Source organism: Sporosarcina sp. ACRSM, assembly GCF_022346545.1.
Lineage (GTDB): Bacteria > Bacillota > Bacilli > Bacillales_A > Planococcaceae > Sporosarcina.
Genome location: NZ_JAKRNU010000001.1, coordinates 381,858 through 399,005, shown reverse-complemented (window position 1 = coordinate 399,005; position 17,148 = coordinate 381,858). Strand labels below are relative to the sequence as shown.

The window sequence follows — 17,148 nt, the reverse complement described above, 5'->3', positions numbered from 1 at the left end:
AATCATGACTGAAATGATCGACCAAAAGGAAATGAAAGTCATTGTATTCCAATTGATAGATAAGGAATATGCAATCGGAGTGGATGTCGTCCAATCCATTGAAAAGCTGTTGACGATTACACGGGTGCCTAAAACGCCATCGTATGTCAAAGGCGTTTTGAATTTAAGAGGGGTTGTCACGCCGATTGTGGATTTGCGTGATCGTTTCGGCTTAGAAGTGAAGGAAATGGATGAAAATACGAGGATCATTATCGTTACATTACCTGAATTCGAAGTGGGGCTTATTGTCGATGCCGCCAATGATGTGATCGACATACCGGTCGGATCGATTGAACCGCAACCAGAAGTCGTCGGAACGGTCGAATCCGAGTTTATATCAGGAGTTGCGAAAGTCGATAAGCGCTTGCTCGTCATGTTGAATTTGGAGAAAGTCCTTGAACCTGTGAAGAGAGGGACATCGGATGAACGCTAATAATCCGATTACAGATTTGCATTTGGATGTCTTAAAAGAAATCGGCAATATTGGCGCGGCTCATGCGGCAACTTCCATGTCACAATTACTCGATCGTAAAATCGACATGTACGTTCCAAATGTCAAGCTCGTTTCCTTTGATGAAATGTTTGAGTTGGCAGGCGGTGCCGAAAAAGTCGTGGCAGGCATCTTTCTTCGCATCGAAGGTGATTTATCCGGGAGCATGTTCTTTGTTCTTCCGATCCACTCGGCCAATCATTTTATTAAACGGTTGATCGGAGACGACACATTCGATTTTGAATCTGCATCCATTCCCGAAATCGGCATTTCAGCGATGCAAGAATTGGGCAATATTCTTTCAGGTTCTTACTTATCCGCATTATCCGATTTCACAGGATTGAATATCTATCCGACAGTGCCATCTTTGAGCGTCGATATGGTCGGTGCGATTGTCAGCTTCGGCCTGATTGAAGTTTCTCACCATAGCGATGAGGTGATCGTCATCGATACACAGATCAGTGAGGAAAGTGAGGATGGCACATCGAGCATCAACGGCCAATTCTTCTTGATGCCTGATCCCACCTCTTATCGAACGATTTTTCGTTCATTAGGTGTACTGTAAGATGGCGTTATTACAAGAAGTGGTGAGAGTCGGGATTGCGGATATGAATATTGTGAAAGAGCCGATGACCATCCGGACGTCCGGGCTTGGCTCGTGTGTCGGTGTCGTGTTATATGACGAAAGGAAAAAAATTGCCGGACTCTTGCACGTGATGCTTCCGGATTCCGGCCTGGCCAAATCAGATCGTTTAAATGTGGCCAAGTTTGCAGATACAGGAATTTATGCATTAATGGAAATGTTGAAAGCGGAAGGCGTCAGACCGATGTCATTGAAAGCGAAAATTGCAGGTGGAGCACAAATGTTCCAATTCGGCTCAAGTGATACGATTCGTATTGGCCCACGTAATGTGGAAGCGGTGAAAGAACAATTGAAACGTTTATCCATTCCCCTGATCGCTGAAGATACAGGTGGTTCCAGTGGACGTACAATCGAATTTGATCCCGAGACTTCACTTCTTAATATCCGGACTGTGAACGTTGGGACAAAAGATATTTGAGCAGGGAAATACATGGCGGCTGATCGGTTCAGTCGCCTTTTTTCGAGCATTTTTGCTATACTGATAAGTACAATGACTAAGTGAATCATCATGGAAAGTGAGGGATTCGATGTCAAAACAGGATTTGATGGACGAAGAGGCATGTTGGGACCAATGGATTCGAAAGCGTGATCCCGAAGCGGGAGATGCCTTGGTCCGTAAGTATACGCCGCTTGTTACCTACCATGTACAGCGGATTAGTGCGGGACTCCCGAGAAATGTTTCGAGGGATGATATTATGAGCCTAGGACTTCACGGATTGTTCGATGCTTTGACAAAATTCGACCCGAGTAGGGATTTGAAGTTCGATACATATGCCTCATTTCGGATTCGGGGAACGATTATCGATGGCTTGCGAAAAGAAGATTGGATGCCCCGTTCTTCTAGGGAAAAAACAAAAAAGCTTGAAGACGAGATCACAAAACTTGAACAAAAATTATTGCGCCATGTGACGCCAGAAGAAGTTGCCGATCATCTTGGGATGAGCGTTGACGAAGTGTATGAGACGGTTCGTGAACAATATTTTTCAAACGTACTTTCCATCGATGAAAAAATCAATGATGATGACGAAGAAGGACAGAAATCATTTGTGATCAAAGATCGAGACTCCAAGACTCCAGAACAGAAGACGATGATGAACGAATTGGTGGGCGACTTGGCAAAGAAAATCCAAGAGTTGAATAAAAATGAACAGCTCGTCTTGAATTTGTTTTATACAGAAGAAATGACATTGACAGAAATCGGAGAAATTTTAAGTTTATCCACTTCAAGGATTTCCCAAATCCACTCTCGGGCTTTGTTTAAACTTCGTAAATTATTAACGTCTGAAATCGTCGATGGAGGGATTCTATGAGTCTAAAAGGAATTGAACTGCAAATTGCGATTCCGAAGACTTTCGATGCGGGCAAGGTTTCTGAACAGAAACTTCAACAATCGCAAGTGAATCAGGACCTTGCCCATGCATTGACGGAGAGGCAAAGTGCAAAGGCAAAAGAAACGGTCTTGGAAACGAAACAATCGGCAAGGGCGGATGGAAATGGAAAACGACATGAACAAGGCGATTCACAAGATGGCCAGCAGCGAGAAAATGAGGAAGAAAAGAAGACACATCATCCTTACAAAGGTGCATTTGTCGACTTTACAGGGTAATCGATAATGGCGATTTTCTTAGCAGTTTTATTTTTTATTCAAATTATCGTCGCTTATTTCCTTGTTTTGCTTTACACGAAAGTGTCGAAATTTGATGACTTGGAAAAAAAACAACGTCAGCTCATGAATGAAATGGATGACTCGATCGGTGCCTATTTGGCGGAATTAAAAGATGAAAATGAGCGGCTGATCGCAAAGCTTGCCGAACGGCAAACAGAAATGGCGAAACAAGAACAGTCGGGAATTGCTGACTCTGCCATGCCAGTACCGACTGCCCCTACGGAAGAACCGCAACCTGGACCGGCCATCGGCATACCGAAAGTGCCCGTCAATATTGCGCTTCAAACGTATGAAAATGCCAGGGCAGTACATGGCGGTGAATCTGATGAGCAACTTGAACGGGAGCCGGAAGACGACAGAACACGGGCGCTGGAGTGGCATCGACAAGGCTATTCCATCGAAGAAATTGCCAAAAAGCTCGGAAAAGGAAAAACTGAAGTGGAACTGATGCTCAAATTCAGGTGAAATAAGTTGCTAAACGAATTCTGCTGTGGTATATTAGCAAATGGTATTACTACACACGTGCACGGACGACGGGGAAGGTGCCGAAAGGTCGCTCTGCCGAATGAAGCGCACGGAGGAATCAAACCAAACAGGAGGAATAACAAATGTCAGTAATCTCAATGAAACAACTGCTTGAAGCAGGGGTGCACTTCGGTCACCAAACACGCCGTTGGAATCCGAAAATGAAAAAATACATTTTCGTAGAGCGTAACGGTATCTACATCATCGACCTTCAAAAAACGGTGAAAAAACTTGAAGAAGCTTACGCATTTATGCGCCAAGTTGGTGCTGACGGCGGGAAAGTACTTTTCGTCGGTACGAAAAAACAAGCTCAAGATGCAATTAAAGAAGAAGCTGAACGCGCTGGAATGTACTACATCAACCAACGCTGGCTCGGCGGAACGCTTACGAACTTCGGTACAATTCAAAAACGTGTTGCACGTTTGAAAGAAATCGAGCGTATGGAAGAAGACGGTACATTCGACGTACTTCCTAAAAAAGAAGTTGGACAACTTAAAAAAGAACACGAACGCCTTGTTAAATTCCTTGGCGGAATCCGTGATATGAAAGCACTTCCTGATGTAATGTTCGTCGTTGATCCACGCAAAGAGCGCATTGCTGTAGCGGAAGCGATCAAATTGAACATCCCACTTGTCGGAATCGTTGATACAAACTGTGATCCGGATGAAATCGACTATGTCATTCCTGCGAATGATGATGCGATCCGTGCAGTACGTCTACTAACAAGCAAAATGGCTGACGCTTTGATCGAATCAAGACAAGGCGAAGACGAAGAGGCGACTGAAGAAGAAACAGTAGCTGCAGAGTAAATTTAGTAAATCAAAAGACGATAAGCGGCCTATCCCCTTATCGTCTTTTTTAGGAATGTCTAAGGCTGACGCGCCTTGCGCTTATGTTCAGATAGTAACGACATAAATTGGAGGAATGGAAAATGGCAATTACAGCACAAATGGTAAAAGAACTTCGTGAAAAAACGGGTGCAGGGATGATGGACTGCAAAAAAGCACTTACAGAAGTGAATGGTGACATGGAAGCGGCAATCGATTTCCTTCGTGAAAAAGGCCTTTCCAGCGCAGCGAAAAAAGCGGATCGTATCGCTGCAGAAGGAACGACTACGATTCATGTCAATGGAAACGAAGCGGTTATCCTTGAAGTGAATGCTGAAACAGACTTCGTTGCGAAAAATGAAGCGTTCCAAACGCTTGTACAAGAACTTGCAGAGCATCTTCTTGCTACAAAACCTGCAACGATTGAAGAAGCGCATGATTCCAAATTGGAAAATGGCCTTTCCGTTGCGGATCATATTTCAAACGCAGTTGCGAAAATCGGTGAGAAAATTACACTTCGCCGTTTCGAAATCCGTACAAAAACAGATAACGATGCATTCGGACCATACCTTCATATGGGCGGCCGTATCGGAGTTCTTGTTGTGCTTGAAGGCTCTACAGATGCTGAAGCGGCAAAAGACGTTGCAATGCACGTTGCAGCTTTGAATCCGAAATACGTTTCTCGTGACCAAGTATCGGAAGAAGAAGTTGAACGCGAGCGTAAAGTTCTAACTGAACAAGCACTTAACGAAGGAAAGCCAGAAAACATCGTAGCGAAAATGGTTGAAGGCCGTATCGGCAAATACTTCGAGGAAATTTGTGTTCTTGATCAGGCGTTTGTTAAAAACTCCGATCAAAAAGTGAGCGACTTCGTCAAAGCTACTGGCGGTACATTGAAAGAATTTATCCGTTATGCAGTAGGTGAAGGAATCGAAAAACGTGAAGATAACTTCGCGGATGAAGTAATGAGCCAAGTTAAAGGTAACTAATTGATTTCTTTATAGAACAACTGATGGGGAACACATGCATGTGTTCCCTATTTTTCGACCAGGCTTCGGGCGTCGGCCCTTCGAGTTGCTTCAGTCCCGCCGATAAAGGCGAAGAGCGCCTTTATCTTCAGGCCTTCCAGCGCTTGTCGGGGCTAAACGACGCCCTATGCTTTTGATGAGAATAAAGTAGTAGATGGAGGATACAAATGAACGTCCCAAAATACAAAAGAATCGTCTTGAAGTTAAGCGGAGAAGCACTTGCCGGTGATAAAGGTTTTGGATTATCTCCAGCAATCATCAAAACGGTTGCCGAACAAGTGAAGGAAGTTGTCGATCTGGACGTCGAAGTGGCTGTCGTCGTTGGTGGCGGAAATATTTGGCGTGGGAAAATTGGCAGCGAGATGGGCATGGATCGTGCGACAGCCGATTATATGGGAATGCTTGCAACAGTCATGAATTCCCTTGCGCTTCAAGATTCCCTTGAAAAACTCGGTGTGGAAACGCGTGTTTCATCTTCCATTGAAATGAGACAAGTAGCGGAACCTTACATACGCCGGAAAGCGATCCGACATCTGGAGAAGAAGCGGGTTGTGATCTTTGCAGCAGGTACAGGGAACCCCTATTTCTCAACAGATACGACTGCGGCGCTTCGGGCGGCAGAAATCGAAGCGGACGTCATACTGATGGCGAAAAATAATGTGGACGGTGTATACTCTGCCGATCCGATGAAAGATACAAATGCAGTGAAGTATCAGGAACTTTCTTATTTGGAAGTCATCAGTCAAGGGCTTGAAGTGATGGATTCCACTGCTTCAACGCTATGTATGGACAATGATATCCCTCTCGTAGTATTCTCGATAATGGATAATGGAAATATTAAAAGAGCCGTTCTAGGTGAGCCGATTGGAACGGTTGTCAGGAGGAATCTATAATGCCGAAAACAGTGATGGATCAAGCGAAAGATCGTATGGAAAAAGCAATCGGTGCTTATACAAGAGAGCTGGCATCAATTCGAGCCGGACGTGCAAACGCTTCTCTCTTAGACAGAATTTCTGTTGAGTATTACGGAGCACCAACGCCGCTAAACCAAATGGCTGGAATTTCAGTCCCTGAACCGCGTCTTCTCGTCATCCAACCATATGACAAGACAACGCTCGGAGAAATTGAAAAGGCGATTATGAGATCGGACATTGGGATTACACCATCAAATGATGGTTCTGTCATCCGTCTTGCCGTTCCTGCCTTGACGGAGGAACGTCGTAAAGAGCTTGTCAAGCAAGTGAAAAAAGAAGCGGAAGACTCAAAAGTTGCGGTTCGTAACATCCGTCGTGATGCGAATGATGATTTCAAGAAACTCGAAAAAAATGGCGAGATCACAGAGGATGAATTGCACCGTAACGGAGAAGAAATCCAAAAACTGACAGACTCGCAAATTGAGAGAATTGAGCAAATCGCAAAAGACAAAGAAAATGAAATCATGGAAATCTGATAGAGAACTTTCTATAGACCGGGACGTCCTAATTTCAGGACGTCTCTTTCTTCGTATAGGCTCCGATCATCTAGGTAGGCGCCCTGCGCTTTTGTTTTGGATGATCGGAAAAAAATGAAATTGTACGTCTAATTTGTTACGATAGAGTATGTACTTGCTCAGAAAAGTAGCCGAGTGGAGGAAATGACATGCTGGACAAACTCATGCGAAAAAAAACTGCGATGTCTGAGGGATTGTTATCGGACCGGATTGCCAATGTTAAGAAGGGGCAGATTCCCGCCCATGTAGCAATCATCATGGACGGAAACGGCAGATGGGCAAAACAGCGTAACTTACCAAGGATCGCGGGACATCATGAAGGGATGAAAACGGTCCGTAAAATAACGCGAATCGCAAATGATTTAGGCATAGAAGTGTTGACACTTTACGCATTCTCCACGGAAAACTGGAAACGGCCTAAGCTCGAAATTGATTTCCTGATGAAGCTTCCCGGAGAGTTTTTGAGCACATATCTTCCCGAGTTGATTGAGAAAAATGTAAAAGTTGAAATGATCGGCAATGTCGAGATGCTTCCGGAACATACGAAAAAAGCGATTCGAAAAGCGATGGAAGCGACGAAGGACAATGATGGGATGACATTGAATTTTGCGATGAACTATGGCAGCAGGCTTGAACTTGTCGAAGCTTTGAAGAAAATCGCTACACTCGTTGATGACGGTTCACTTCAAGTGGATGATATCGATGAGTCGATCATTAGTTCGTATTTGATGACGGCGCATTTGCCAGAGCCGGATTTACTCATCCGTACGAGCGGAGAAGTGAGACTTTCCAATTTCATGTTATGGCAACTCGCCTACGCGGAATTGTCATTTACGAGTGTGTTATGGCCGGATTTTGATGAAGCCTGCATGATTCAAGCGATGGAAGAATTTCAGCTGCGTCATCGACGTTTCGGAAGCGTTGAAGGGGAGGGAACTATTTGAAACAAAGAATTATAACGGCCATTATTGCGCTTGCCTTTTTCGTTCCAATCGTCCTCTTAGGTGGATTGCCATTCACTTTAGCGGTATATATCATGGCAACGATTGGCCTTTTCGAACTGTTAAGAATGCGAGAAATTCGACTTTTTTCCGTGGAAGGGGTTTTGACTTGGATTGCACTTGTCATACTTCTCATGCCGGTTACCTGGAATGACGCGGTTTATAGCAAGTTGGGATATACGAAAATCGAAATGTCATTTGCCATCATTCTTATTTTATTGATTTATACAGTTATCGTAAAAAATCGCTATACATTTGATCATGCAGCATTTTCAGTATTGGCTGCTCTCTATGTAGGAATCGGATTTTATTATTTGATCGAAACAAGATTAGCTGGGATCGAATATGTGATTTATGCATTGATGGTGATTTGGATGACGGACTCGGGTGCTTATTTCGTTGGAAGAAAGATCGGAAAACGGAAACTCTGGCCGGAAATCTCCCCGAATAAAACAGTAGAAGGTTTTATCGGTGGTATTCTATCGGCAGTCGTTTTCGCATGCATTTTTCAATATTTTTATGCGCTTTCATCGACGTATATCATTCTAGTCGGTGTAACGGTTGTTGCTTCAATTGTCGGCCAATTGGGCGACTTGGTTGAATCTGCATTGAAAAGGCATTATGCAGTCAAAGATTCCGGGAAGTTGCTGCCGGGTCACGGTGGGATACTGGATCGATTCGACAGTCTCCTTTTTGTATTGCCGTTACTTCATTTTTTACATTTTGTTGGTTAACTTGAATTAGTAGGACTACAGTTGTGGGATTGATTGGAAAGGGTGTCTTTATGACGAAGAAAATTAGTTTGCTTGGAGCGACGGGGTCCATCGGTATACAAACGTTGGATATTATCGGGTCCAATCCGGATAAATTCGAGCTCGTATCTTTTTCGGCGGGGTTGAATATAGTTAAGGTGAGGGAAATTGCTGCTACCTTCCATCCTCAAATGATATCTGTCATCAGACAGGAGGATGCACAAGCATTGCAAACCGAGTTCCCAACCATCCGATTCGTCCATGGCAAAGAAGGGCTTATCGAAATTGCAGCACGGTCCGGTGCAGATGTATTGGTGAGTGCGGTTATCGGAAGTGTCGGATTGGAGCCGACATTGGAAGCAATCCGCGCCGGGATACCGATTGCGATTGCCAACAAAGAAACGCTTGTCGCTGCGGGGGATATTGTGATGGAAGAAGCCCGTAAACATCGGGTTCCGTTATTACCCGTCGATAGTGAGCACTCTGCGTTGTTCCAGTCGTTAAACGGTGAAAATCCGAAGCGTGTGTCTCGCCTGATTTTAACAGCGTCAGGAGGCAGTTTCCGAGATCTTTCCCGTGAGGAGCTTACAAATGTGACAGTTGAACAAGCCTTGGCCCATCCTAACTGGTCCATGGGCAGCAAATTGACAATCGACTCAGCGACAATGATGAACAAAGGGCTGGAAGTCATTGAAGCCCATCATCTTTTCAATATGCCATATGACCAGATCGATTGCTTGTTGCACAAAGAGAGTATCATCCATTCCATGGTGGAATTCGAAGATACCAGTGTGATGGCACAACTGGGCTCTCCAGATATGCGTGTACCGATTCAATATGCATTGACGTATCCGGATCGTATTCCGATGCAAAACGCAAAGCCACTTCGTCTGGAGGAGATCGGCCGATTGCATTTTGAAAAAGTAGATTTCGCACGTTACAAGGCATTGGCTTTGGCATATGCCGCCGGTAGGGAAGGCGGAACAATGCCGACGGTGATGAATGCAGCGAATGAAATCGCGGTCAGTCTCTTTATGGATGGGCGCATCCCATTTGTGCAAATCGAGGATATCATTGAACGGATGATGGATCAGCATGAGACGATTGCTGCACCCGACCTCGAAACGATTTTAGAAACAGATACGCTGACTCGAAAAATGGTGTATGCTATGGTAGAATGAGTTGTTTAGAATCGGCTTTGAAGGCCAGTGAAGGTGGTTTTTTATGGAAACCGTAATTGCGTTTATCATCATATTCGGTTCTCTAGTTACATTTCATGAGCTGGGACATTTCTTGTTCGCGAAAAGAGCCGGGATTATGGTGCGCGAATTTGCAGTTGGGTTTGGTCCCAAAATTTTAGGCATCAGAAAAAATGAAACATTATATACGATTCGACTACTTCCGCTAGGAGGCTATGTACGAATGGCCGGGGAAGATTTCGATACGGTCCAGTTACAGCCGGGATATCGTGTTGGTCTCATCATCGGGGAAACTGGGGAAGTTGAAAAAATTTACCTAAATCGCAATGTCGCGAATCCGGATGTCCTATTCTTAGAAACGGAAGCATCCGATTTGGAAAAGGACATGTTCATCAAAGGGTATGATGATGAAGGGCAACTTGTCCGTTTTAATGTTTCAAGAAAAGCGGTTATCTACGAAAAAGGACAGGAGACGCTGATCGCCCCTTACGACAGACAGTTCGAATCGAAATCGGTCGGTCAGCGGGCGATGGCCATTTTTGCCGGCCCATTGTTCAACTTCATCCTAGCATTTTTCATTTTTCTTGCAATCGGTTTGTTGCAAGGGGTTCCGACATATGAACCGATTATTTCTGAGGTCAGTTCCAATGGCCCTGCCCAAGAAGCGGGGATGGAAAAAGGCGATTTAGTTACAGGGGTGAACGGCACGCCAATCGAGACCTGGCAGGAATTTGCACTCGTCATTCAAGAAAATCCGGGTATGCCTTTGCAATTTGAAGTTGAGCGGAGTGGCACTCGTCAGATACTGGAAGTGACACCTAAATCCGTAACCGAAAAAGGCGAGACATTTGGACAAATCGGCGTTACTTATACAAGCCCAGTTGAAAAGAATCCTCTGAAAGCAGTGGCGTTCGGTGCAGAGCAAACAGTCACTTGGATTAAGCGTATATTTGAGTTGCTTGGGATGTTAGTGACGGGGCAATTCACGATAGACGCATTGTCCGGGCCGGTCGGTATTTATAAAGCAACAGAGGATGTCGCAAAGTTTGGCATTTACAGTTTGATGAACTGGGCCGCCATTTTAAGTATCAACCTTGGGATTATGAATTTGCTGCCATTGCCAGCACTGGATGGTGGTAGACTATTGTTCTTCTTGTTCGAAGCGATTCGAGGAAAGCCGATTGATAAGCAAAAAGAAGGAATGGTCCATTTTGTCGGGATTGTACTCTTGATGGTTTTGATGCTAGTCGTCACGTGGAATGACATTCAACGCTTCTTCTTTTCCTCCTAAAGAAAAGAGGAATGCGTCATTGATCTTCAGCAAAAAGAGAGAAAGCGTGAACATTGAACTTCACTAGAGGTGGGAATAACTTATGAAACAATCTCTAACATTCATACCAACAATGCGTCAAGTTCCTTCTGATGCAGAAATCATCTCACATCAGCTGCTTCTTCGAGCCGGGTTTATTCGTCAAAACACAAGCGGTGTGTATTCTTTCCTGCCTTTAGGTAAGAAAGTTTTGCAAAAAATCGAGAAAATCATCAGGGAAGAGATGGAAGCGATCGATGCAGTCGAAGTATTCATGCCAGCGATGCAGCAAGCGGAATTATGGCAGGAGACGGGCAGATGGTATTCGTACGGTCCTGAATTATTTCGTCTGAAAGATCGTCATGAGCGGGAGTTTGCGCTCGGTGCGACTCATGAGGAAGTGATCACATCACTTGTTCGTGATGAAGTGAAATCCTATAAAAAATTACCGCTCACAATGTTCCAAATCCAGACGAAGTTTCGAGATGAGCAACGTCCACGCTTTGGTTTGTTACGTGGACGGGAGTTTATCATGAAAGATGCCTATTCATTTCATGCGACTGAAGAAAGCTTAGATGAAAAATATGAAGATATGAAGCGGGCATATATGAATATCTTTACGCGCCTAGGACTCAATTTCCGTGCAGTCATTGCAGATGGCGGTACAATTGGTGGAACCGATACACATGAATTCATGGCTTTGTCGGATATTGGTGAAGATACGATTGCCTATAGCGATAGTTCTCCCTACGCGGCTAACATTGAGATGGCGGACGTGAATAATTCATACGTCAAACGAGACGAGCCGTTAAAAGAAGTTGAGAAGGTCGCCACACCTGATCAAAAAACGATTGATGAAGTGGCAACATTTCTTGAAATCGAAAACGACCAATTGATCAAAACATTGATCTTTAGAGCGGATGATGAACACGTTGCGGTGCTATGCCGCGGCGACCATGAAATCAATGCGATTAAACTGAAAAACGCATTAGGGGCAACTGAAATCGAATTAGCTGCTGAAAGGGACGTCCAAAGTCTTCTTGCATGTACAGTCGGTTCAATCGGACCGGTTAAATTACCAGTCGGTCTACATGTGATTGCAGACCATGCCGTGGCAGCCATAGTCAATGGTGTATGTGGTGCGAACGAGGATGGGTTCCATTTAAAGAATGTCAATCCGGAGCGTGATTTTGCAGTAGACCGTTATGAAGATTTGCGGTTTATCCGTGAGGGAGACGCCTCACCAGATGGCAATGGCACAATTAAATTTGCCAAAGGCATCGAAGTCGGCCATATATTCAAACTGGGTACTACTTATAGCGAACCGATGGAAGGTACATTTTTAGATGAAAACGGTAAGGCGAAACCGTATATTATGGGCTGCTATGGTATCGGAGTGTCGCGCATTTTAGCTGCCGTCGCGGAGCAATTTAACGACGAGAACGGTTTGAAATGGCCCAAGAACCTATCCCCATACGATGTCCACCTGATTGCAGTCAACGTCAAAGACGAAATCCAAAAGGAATTGGCGGATGAATTATACAGCGTCTTGAAATCCTATCGATATGAAGTGCTCTATGATGATCGTCCTGAACGTGCAGGTGTCAAATTCGCTGATTCAGATTTGATCGGATTGCCAATACGCCTGACAGTCGGTAAAAAAGCTTCGGAAGGAATTGTCGAAGTGAAATTCAGACAAACAGGCGAAACAACCGAATGGCAAAAAGAAGAAATTACTGAAAAGCTACAAGGCTTTTTCTCAACACAATAATACACAAGGAGGGAAGGCCGTTTAGCGGCACTTCCCTTCTTTTCACTACATATGGAAAGGGGAGGCATATGGACGCCCAGAATAAGCTGTTAATGTTACTGCAACAAATCGGTATGACCGATGATGAATTCGTGATCCACTTTGAACAGGCTGAACTGAACCGGGTGAACATTCATCGGAAATCGAGGGTGTGGCAATTCAATTTAACGGTTCCCAAACCGTTGCCAGTCAACGTTTTCACTATTTTTGCACGCCGTGTCAACGAAGCCTTTGCGGCGATCGCGACTGTCAAGCTTCATGTCACATCCGCTAATCCGGTAACGGACGATCAATTACTGACAGACTATTGGCCTTTTATCATCGAAGAAATGAGTGCCATGTCGCCGCCGATCAGACAGCGGTTGATCGGGCAGAAACCGGTGCTGTCCGGTGGTAAATTGATGTTACATTGCACGAACGATATGGAATTGCAAACGATGAAAAACAAATATGGTGAATTGATTGCGAATGCTTATACAGCATTCGGTTTTCCTCGTCCCATCGTCGATTTCCGGATTCAGGAAGGGGATAACAGTGAGGAGGAAGCCGCTCGGATGGCATTCTTTGCTCAGCGGGAGGCGGAAGAGGAAGCGCTTGGTCAAAAAGCGTTGGCGGATATGAAACAACGTGAAACGTCGAAAAAGGAAAATGGCGATGCGGTATCCGGACCATTCCGACTCGGTGTTCCGATCAAACAAGACGAGCCGATCATGGAAATCCAGCAGATTCAAGACGAAGAACGCCGGATCACTATCGAAGGGTATGTCTTTGATACAGAGATCCGAGAATTGCGAAGCGGCCGCTCGCTGTTAACGCTGAAAGTGACGGATTATACGGACTCCATCCTTGTCAAAATGTTCTCTCGTGACAATGAAGATGCGGAAATGATGAAGTCCTTGAAAAAAGGTATGTGGGTCCGGGCACGCGGAGGGATTCAGAACGATACATTCGTCCGCGATCTGATTATGATGGCACAGGATATTATGGAAGTGGCACCCGTCATCCGAAAGGACAATGCCCCGGAAGATCGAAAACGGATCGAACTACATGCCCATACGACAATGAGTCAGATGGATGCGGTCGTGTCCGCCTCCGCACTTGTCGGGCAAGCGGCAAAATGGGGACATCCTGCCATCGCCATTACTGATCATGCAAATGTCCAGTCGTTTCCGGAAGCGTATGCGGCTGGCAAGAAAAATGGTATTAAAGTCATTTTCGGACTGGAAGCGAATTTGGTGGATGATGGGGTCCCGATTGTTTATGATGAACAGCACCGCAAGTTGGATGAAGATAGTTATGTCGTATTTGACGTGGAAACGACCGGTCTATCTGCGGTGTACGACACCATTATCGAGCTTGCCGCAGTCAGAGTGAAAGACGGTGAAATTATCGAGTCTTTCGAACGGTTTGCCAACCCGCATCATCCACTATCGTCAACGACAACCGAGTTGACGGGCATCACCGATGACATGGTGAAAGATGCCCCTGAAGTCGAGGAAGTCATTAAAGACTTCAGTGAATTCATCGGGGATTCGATACTTGTTGCCCATAATGCGAAGTTCGATATGGGATTCTTTTATGAAGCGTCCAAGAAAGCGGGATTACCACCTAAAGCGTATCCGGTCATCGATACGCTCGAACTGGCTCGTTTCATCCATCCAGAACTGCGAAATCACCGGCTGAACACGCTGGCGAAAAAGTATAACATTGAACTGACCCAACATCACCGAGCCATTTATGATACCGAGGCGACGGCACATCTTTTCGTGAAATTGATGAAAGAAGCTGAGGAGAGAGAGATCGTCTATCTGGATGACTTCAACCGTCATATCGGCGAAGGGGATGCTTACAAACGTTCACGCCCGTCGCATTGTACACTGTTGGCGGTAGATGATGAAGGGTTGAAGAACCTATTCAAGCTCGTCTCCTACTCCCATATGCATTATTTTTACCGGGTACCACGAATTCCACGTTCTTTACTGACGAAATATCGGAAAGGGTTACTCGTCGGTTCCGGTTGTGATAAAGGGGAAGTGTTTGAAGGGCTGATGCAAAAGTCGATGGATGAAGTGGAGGAAATCGCAAAATTTTACGATTATCTCGAAATTCATCCCAAGCCTGTTTACTCACATCTCATTGAATTGGAACTAATCCGGGATGAATGGAATATGGAAGACATCATGCGGAAAATGGTGAAGCTCGGGAAAAAGGTCGGTCTTCCCGTATGTGCGACAGGCAACGTTCATTATATCGATGAAACGGATGCGACATTCCGTCAAGTGCTTGTCCGTTCGCAAGGTGGTGCCAACCCGATGAACCGGCATGGACTGCCTGCAGTCCATTTCCGGACGACGGACGAAATGTTGGAAGAGTTTTCTTTCCTCGGGGAGCAAGTAGCGGAAGAAATCGTCATTGATAACCCGCTTGCGATCGTAGAAAAAATCGGCGACGTCAAACCGATCAAGGACGATCTTTATACACCGACAATCGAAGGTGCGGATGATGAAGTAAGGGAATTGACCTATTCGATGGCTCACCGTATTTATGGCGAGCAGTTGCCTGAAATCATTGAGGCGCGGATTGAAAAAGAATTGAAATCCATCATCGGCCATGGATTCGCTGTTATCTATCTCATTTCCCATAAGCTGGTGAAAAAGTCGTTGGATGATGGTTATCTTGTCGGATCACGTGGATCTGTCGGTTCTTCCCTAGTCGCCACATTAATGGAAATTACGGAAGTGAACCCGATGCCACCGCATTATATTTGCCCGTCTTGTAAGACTTCCGAGTTCTTTGATGATGGGTCCGTCAGTTCGGGTTATGACTTACCTGATAAAAACTGTCCATCTTGCGGCACTGCATTCAAAAAAGATGGACAAGATATTCCGTTCGAAACGTTCCTTGGCTTTAATGGGGATAAAGTTCCGGATATCGATTTGAACTTCAGTGGTGATTATCAGGCACATGCGCATAATTATACGAAGGAGCTGTTCGGGGAGGATTACGTCTATCGTGCAGGAACAATCGGTACGGTCGCCGAAAAGACAGCGTATGGCTATGTGCGTGGCTATATGAACGATAATAATCTGCATTTCCGTGGCGCCGAAATCGATAGGCTTGTGCAAGGTTGTTCAGGCGTTAAACGGAATACCGGGCAACACCCCGGCGGTATCATCGTTGTGCCAGATACGATGGAAATATTCGATTTCACGCCGATCCAGTTTCCGGCGGATGATGTGGAATCAAGTTGGCGGACGACGCATTTTGACTTCCATTCCATCGATAACAACTTGTTGAAACTCGACATTCTTGGACATGATGATCCGACGATGATCAAAATGTTACAAGACCTTTCCGGAATCGATCCGATGACCATTCCACCGGACGATAAAGGGGTCATGGAATTATTCAGCGGCACTTCATCGCTAGGTGTGACTGAGGAGCAGATCGGCTGTAAGACTGGCACACTCGGTGTACCGGAATTCGGGACACGCTTCGTTCGGCAGATGTTGGAAGAGACGAAGCCATCGACATTCTCGGAACTGATCCAAATTTCAGGATTATCCCATGGGACAGACGTTTGGCTCGGCAACGCACAGGAATTGATACAGAATAAAACATGTGAATTGTCCGATGTGATCGGTTGTCGTGACGATATTATGGTGTACCTCATTTACCAAGGACTTGAACCTTCCGTGGCCTTCAAAATCATGGAGTTTGTACGGAAAGGCCGTGGTCTGACACCTGAATTCGAAGCGGAAATGAGAGCGAAAGGTGTACCGAATTGGTATATCGAATCGTGTAAAAAGATCAAATACATGTTCCCGAAAGCGCACGCGGCCGCCTACGTATTGATGGCGCTTCGCATTGCTTATTTCAAAGTGCATCATCCGATCATGTATTACGCAGCCTACTTCTCTGTGCGTGCGACCGATTATGATTTGCTGACGATGACGAAAGGATCAAATGCGATCCGGGCACAGATCAAAGAGATCAATGCAAAAGGCTTGGATGCTTCCCCGAAAGAGAAGAGTTTATTGACGGTGTTGGAAATCGCCTTGGAAATGTGCGAACGCGGCTTTTCATTTGCAAAGCCGGATTTGTATAAATCCGATGCCACGACATTCCTGATCGATGGGGATTCGCTTATTCCACCGTTCAATTCGATTCCTTCGCTCGGTACAAACGTCGCTAAAATGATTGTAGAAGCGAGGAAAGACGGGGAGTTCTTGTCCAAAGAGGACCTTCAGCAACGGGGACGCGTATCGAAGACGGTGACCGAGTATATGGATTCGCTCGGCTGTCTTGAAGGAATGCCGGAAGCGAATCAGTTATCGCTGTTTTAAGGTTTTCGCTTCGTTTTGAAATTG

At 45.3% G+C, this 17,148-nt stretch carries 16 protein-coding genes; all 16 read left to right on the top strand.

Annotated features, from left to right (window positions below):
• The first annotated feature begins 4 nt into the window (after positions 1-4).
• The 16 genes from MHZ95_RS01915 (at position 5) to MHZ95_RS01840 (ending at position 17,124) form a co-directional block, all read left to right on the top strand.
• Positions 5-472 (top strand): chemotaxis protein CheW, encoded by a 468-nt coding sequence (locus MHZ95_RS01915; RefSeq protein ID WP_239388808.1) that lies wholly within the window; start codon positions 5-7, stop codon positions 470-472.
• Entirely contained in the window at positions 462-1,094 is a 633-nt protein-coding gene (locus tag MHZ95_RS01910) for a chemotaxis protein CheC (protein WP_239388807.1), read from the top strand. Before MHZ95_RS01915 ends, MHZ95_RS01910 begins: the two co-directional genes overlap by 11 nt.
• 1 nt (position 1,095) lies before the next feature.
• Positions 1,096-1,590, top strand: a complete 495-nt coding sequence (locus tag MHZ95_RS01905; protein WP_239388806.1) for a chemotaxis protein CheD — start codon at positions 1,096-1,098, stop codon at positions 1,588-1,590.
• A 109-nt stretch (positions 1,591-1,699) separates the two neighbouring features.
• Positions 1,700-2,482 carry a FliA/WhiG family RNA polymerase sigma factor gene (locus MHZ95_RS01900; protein WP_239388805.1) on the top strand — a complete coding sequence of 261 codons (783 nt, stop codon included), beginning with the start codon at positions 1,700-1,702 and terminating at the stop codon, positions 2,480-2,482.
• Positions 2,479-2,778, top strand: a complete 300-nt coding sequence (locus MHZ95_RS01895; protein ID WP_239388804.1) for a hypothetical protein — start codon at positions 2,479-2,481, stop codon at positions 2,776-2,778. Before MHZ95_RS01900 ends, MHZ95_RS01895 begins: the two co-directional genes overlap by 4 nt.
• Before the next feature lie 6 nt (positions 2,779-2,784).
• Positions 2,785-3,303, top strand: a complete 519-nt coding sequence (locus MHZ95_RS01890; protein WP_239388803.1) for a helix-turn-helix domain-containing protein — start codon at positions 2,785-2,787, stop codon at positions 3,301-3,303.
• 143 nt (positions 3,304-3,446) lie between these two features.
• Complete coding sequence (gene rpsB, locus MHZ95_RS01885; RefSeq protein ID WP_239388802.1) at positions 3,447-4,172, top strand: 30S ribosomal protein S2; 726 nt, start codon at positions 3,447-3,449, stop codon at positions 4,170-4,172.
• Positions 4,173-4,294: 122 nt separating this feature from the next.
• Positions 4,295-5,179, top strand: coding sequence for a translation elongation factor Ts (gene tsf / locus MHZ95_RS01880; RefSeq protein WP_239388801.1), 885 nt, complete (start codon positions 4,295-4,297; stop codon positions 5,177-5,179).
• Positions 5,180-5,385: 206 nt separating this feature from the next.
• Positions 5,386-6,111 carry a UMP kinase gene (gene pyrH, locus MHZ95_RS01875; RefSeq protein ID WP_239388800.1) on the top strand — a complete coding sequence of 242 codons (726 nt, stop codon included), beginning with the start codon at positions 5,386-5,388 and terminating at the stop codon, positions 6,109-6,111.
• Positions 6,111-6,668 (top strand): ribosome recycling factor, encoded by a 558-nt coding sequence (frr, locus tag MHZ95_RS01870; protein ID WP_239388799.1) that lies wholly within the window; start codon positions 6,111-6,113, stop codon positions 6,666-6,668. Before pyrH ends, frr begins: the two co-directional genes overlap by 1 nt.
• A 188-nt stretch (positions 6,669-6,856) precedes the next feature.
• A complete protein-coding gene (locus MHZ95_RS01865; RefSeq protein ID WP_304648876.1) occupies positions 6,857-7,651 on the top strand; it encodes an undecaprenyl pyrophosphate synthase in 795 nt (264 codons plus the stop codon).
• Positions 7,648-8,442: a phosphatidate cytidylyltransferase gene (locus tag MHZ95_RS01860; RefSeq protein WP_239388798.1), complete on the top strand. Its 795-nt coding sequence runs from the start codon at positions 7,648-7,650 to the stop codon at positions 8,440-8,442. Before MHZ95_RS01865 ends, MHZ95_RS01860 begins: the two co-directional genes overlap by 4 nt.
• 50 nt (positions 8,443-8,492) lie before the next feature.
• Positions 8,493-9,641: a 1-deoxy-D-xylulose-5-phosphate reductoisomerase gene (locus MHZ95_RS01855; protein WP_239388797.1), complete on the top strand. Its 1,149-nt coding sequence runs from the start codon at positions 8,493-8,495 to the stop codon at positions 9,639-9,641.
• Between the two features lie 43 nt (positions 9,642-9,684).
• Complete coding sequence (rseP, locus tag MHZ95_RS01850; RefSeq protein WP_239388796.1) at positions 9,685-10,950, top strand: RIP metalloprotease RseP; 1,266 nt, start codon at positions 9,685-9,687, stop codon at positions 10,948-10,950.
• 82 nt (positions 10,951-11,032) lie between these two features.
• Positions 11,033-12,739: a proline--tRNA ligase gene (locus MHZ95_RS01845; RefSeq protein ID WP_239388795.1), complete on the top strand. Its 1,707-nt coding sequence runs from the start codon at positions 11,033-11,035 to the stop codon at positions 12,737-12,739.
• A 68-nt stretch (positions 12,740-12,807) separates the two neighbouring features.
• Positions 12,808-17,124 (top strand): PolC-type DNA polymerase III, encoded by a 4,317-nt coding sequence (locus MHZ95_RS01840; protein ID WP_239388794.1) that lies wholly within the window; start codon positions 12,808-12,810, stop codon positions 17,122-17,124.
• Positions 17,125-17,148: the final 24 nt, after the last annotated feature.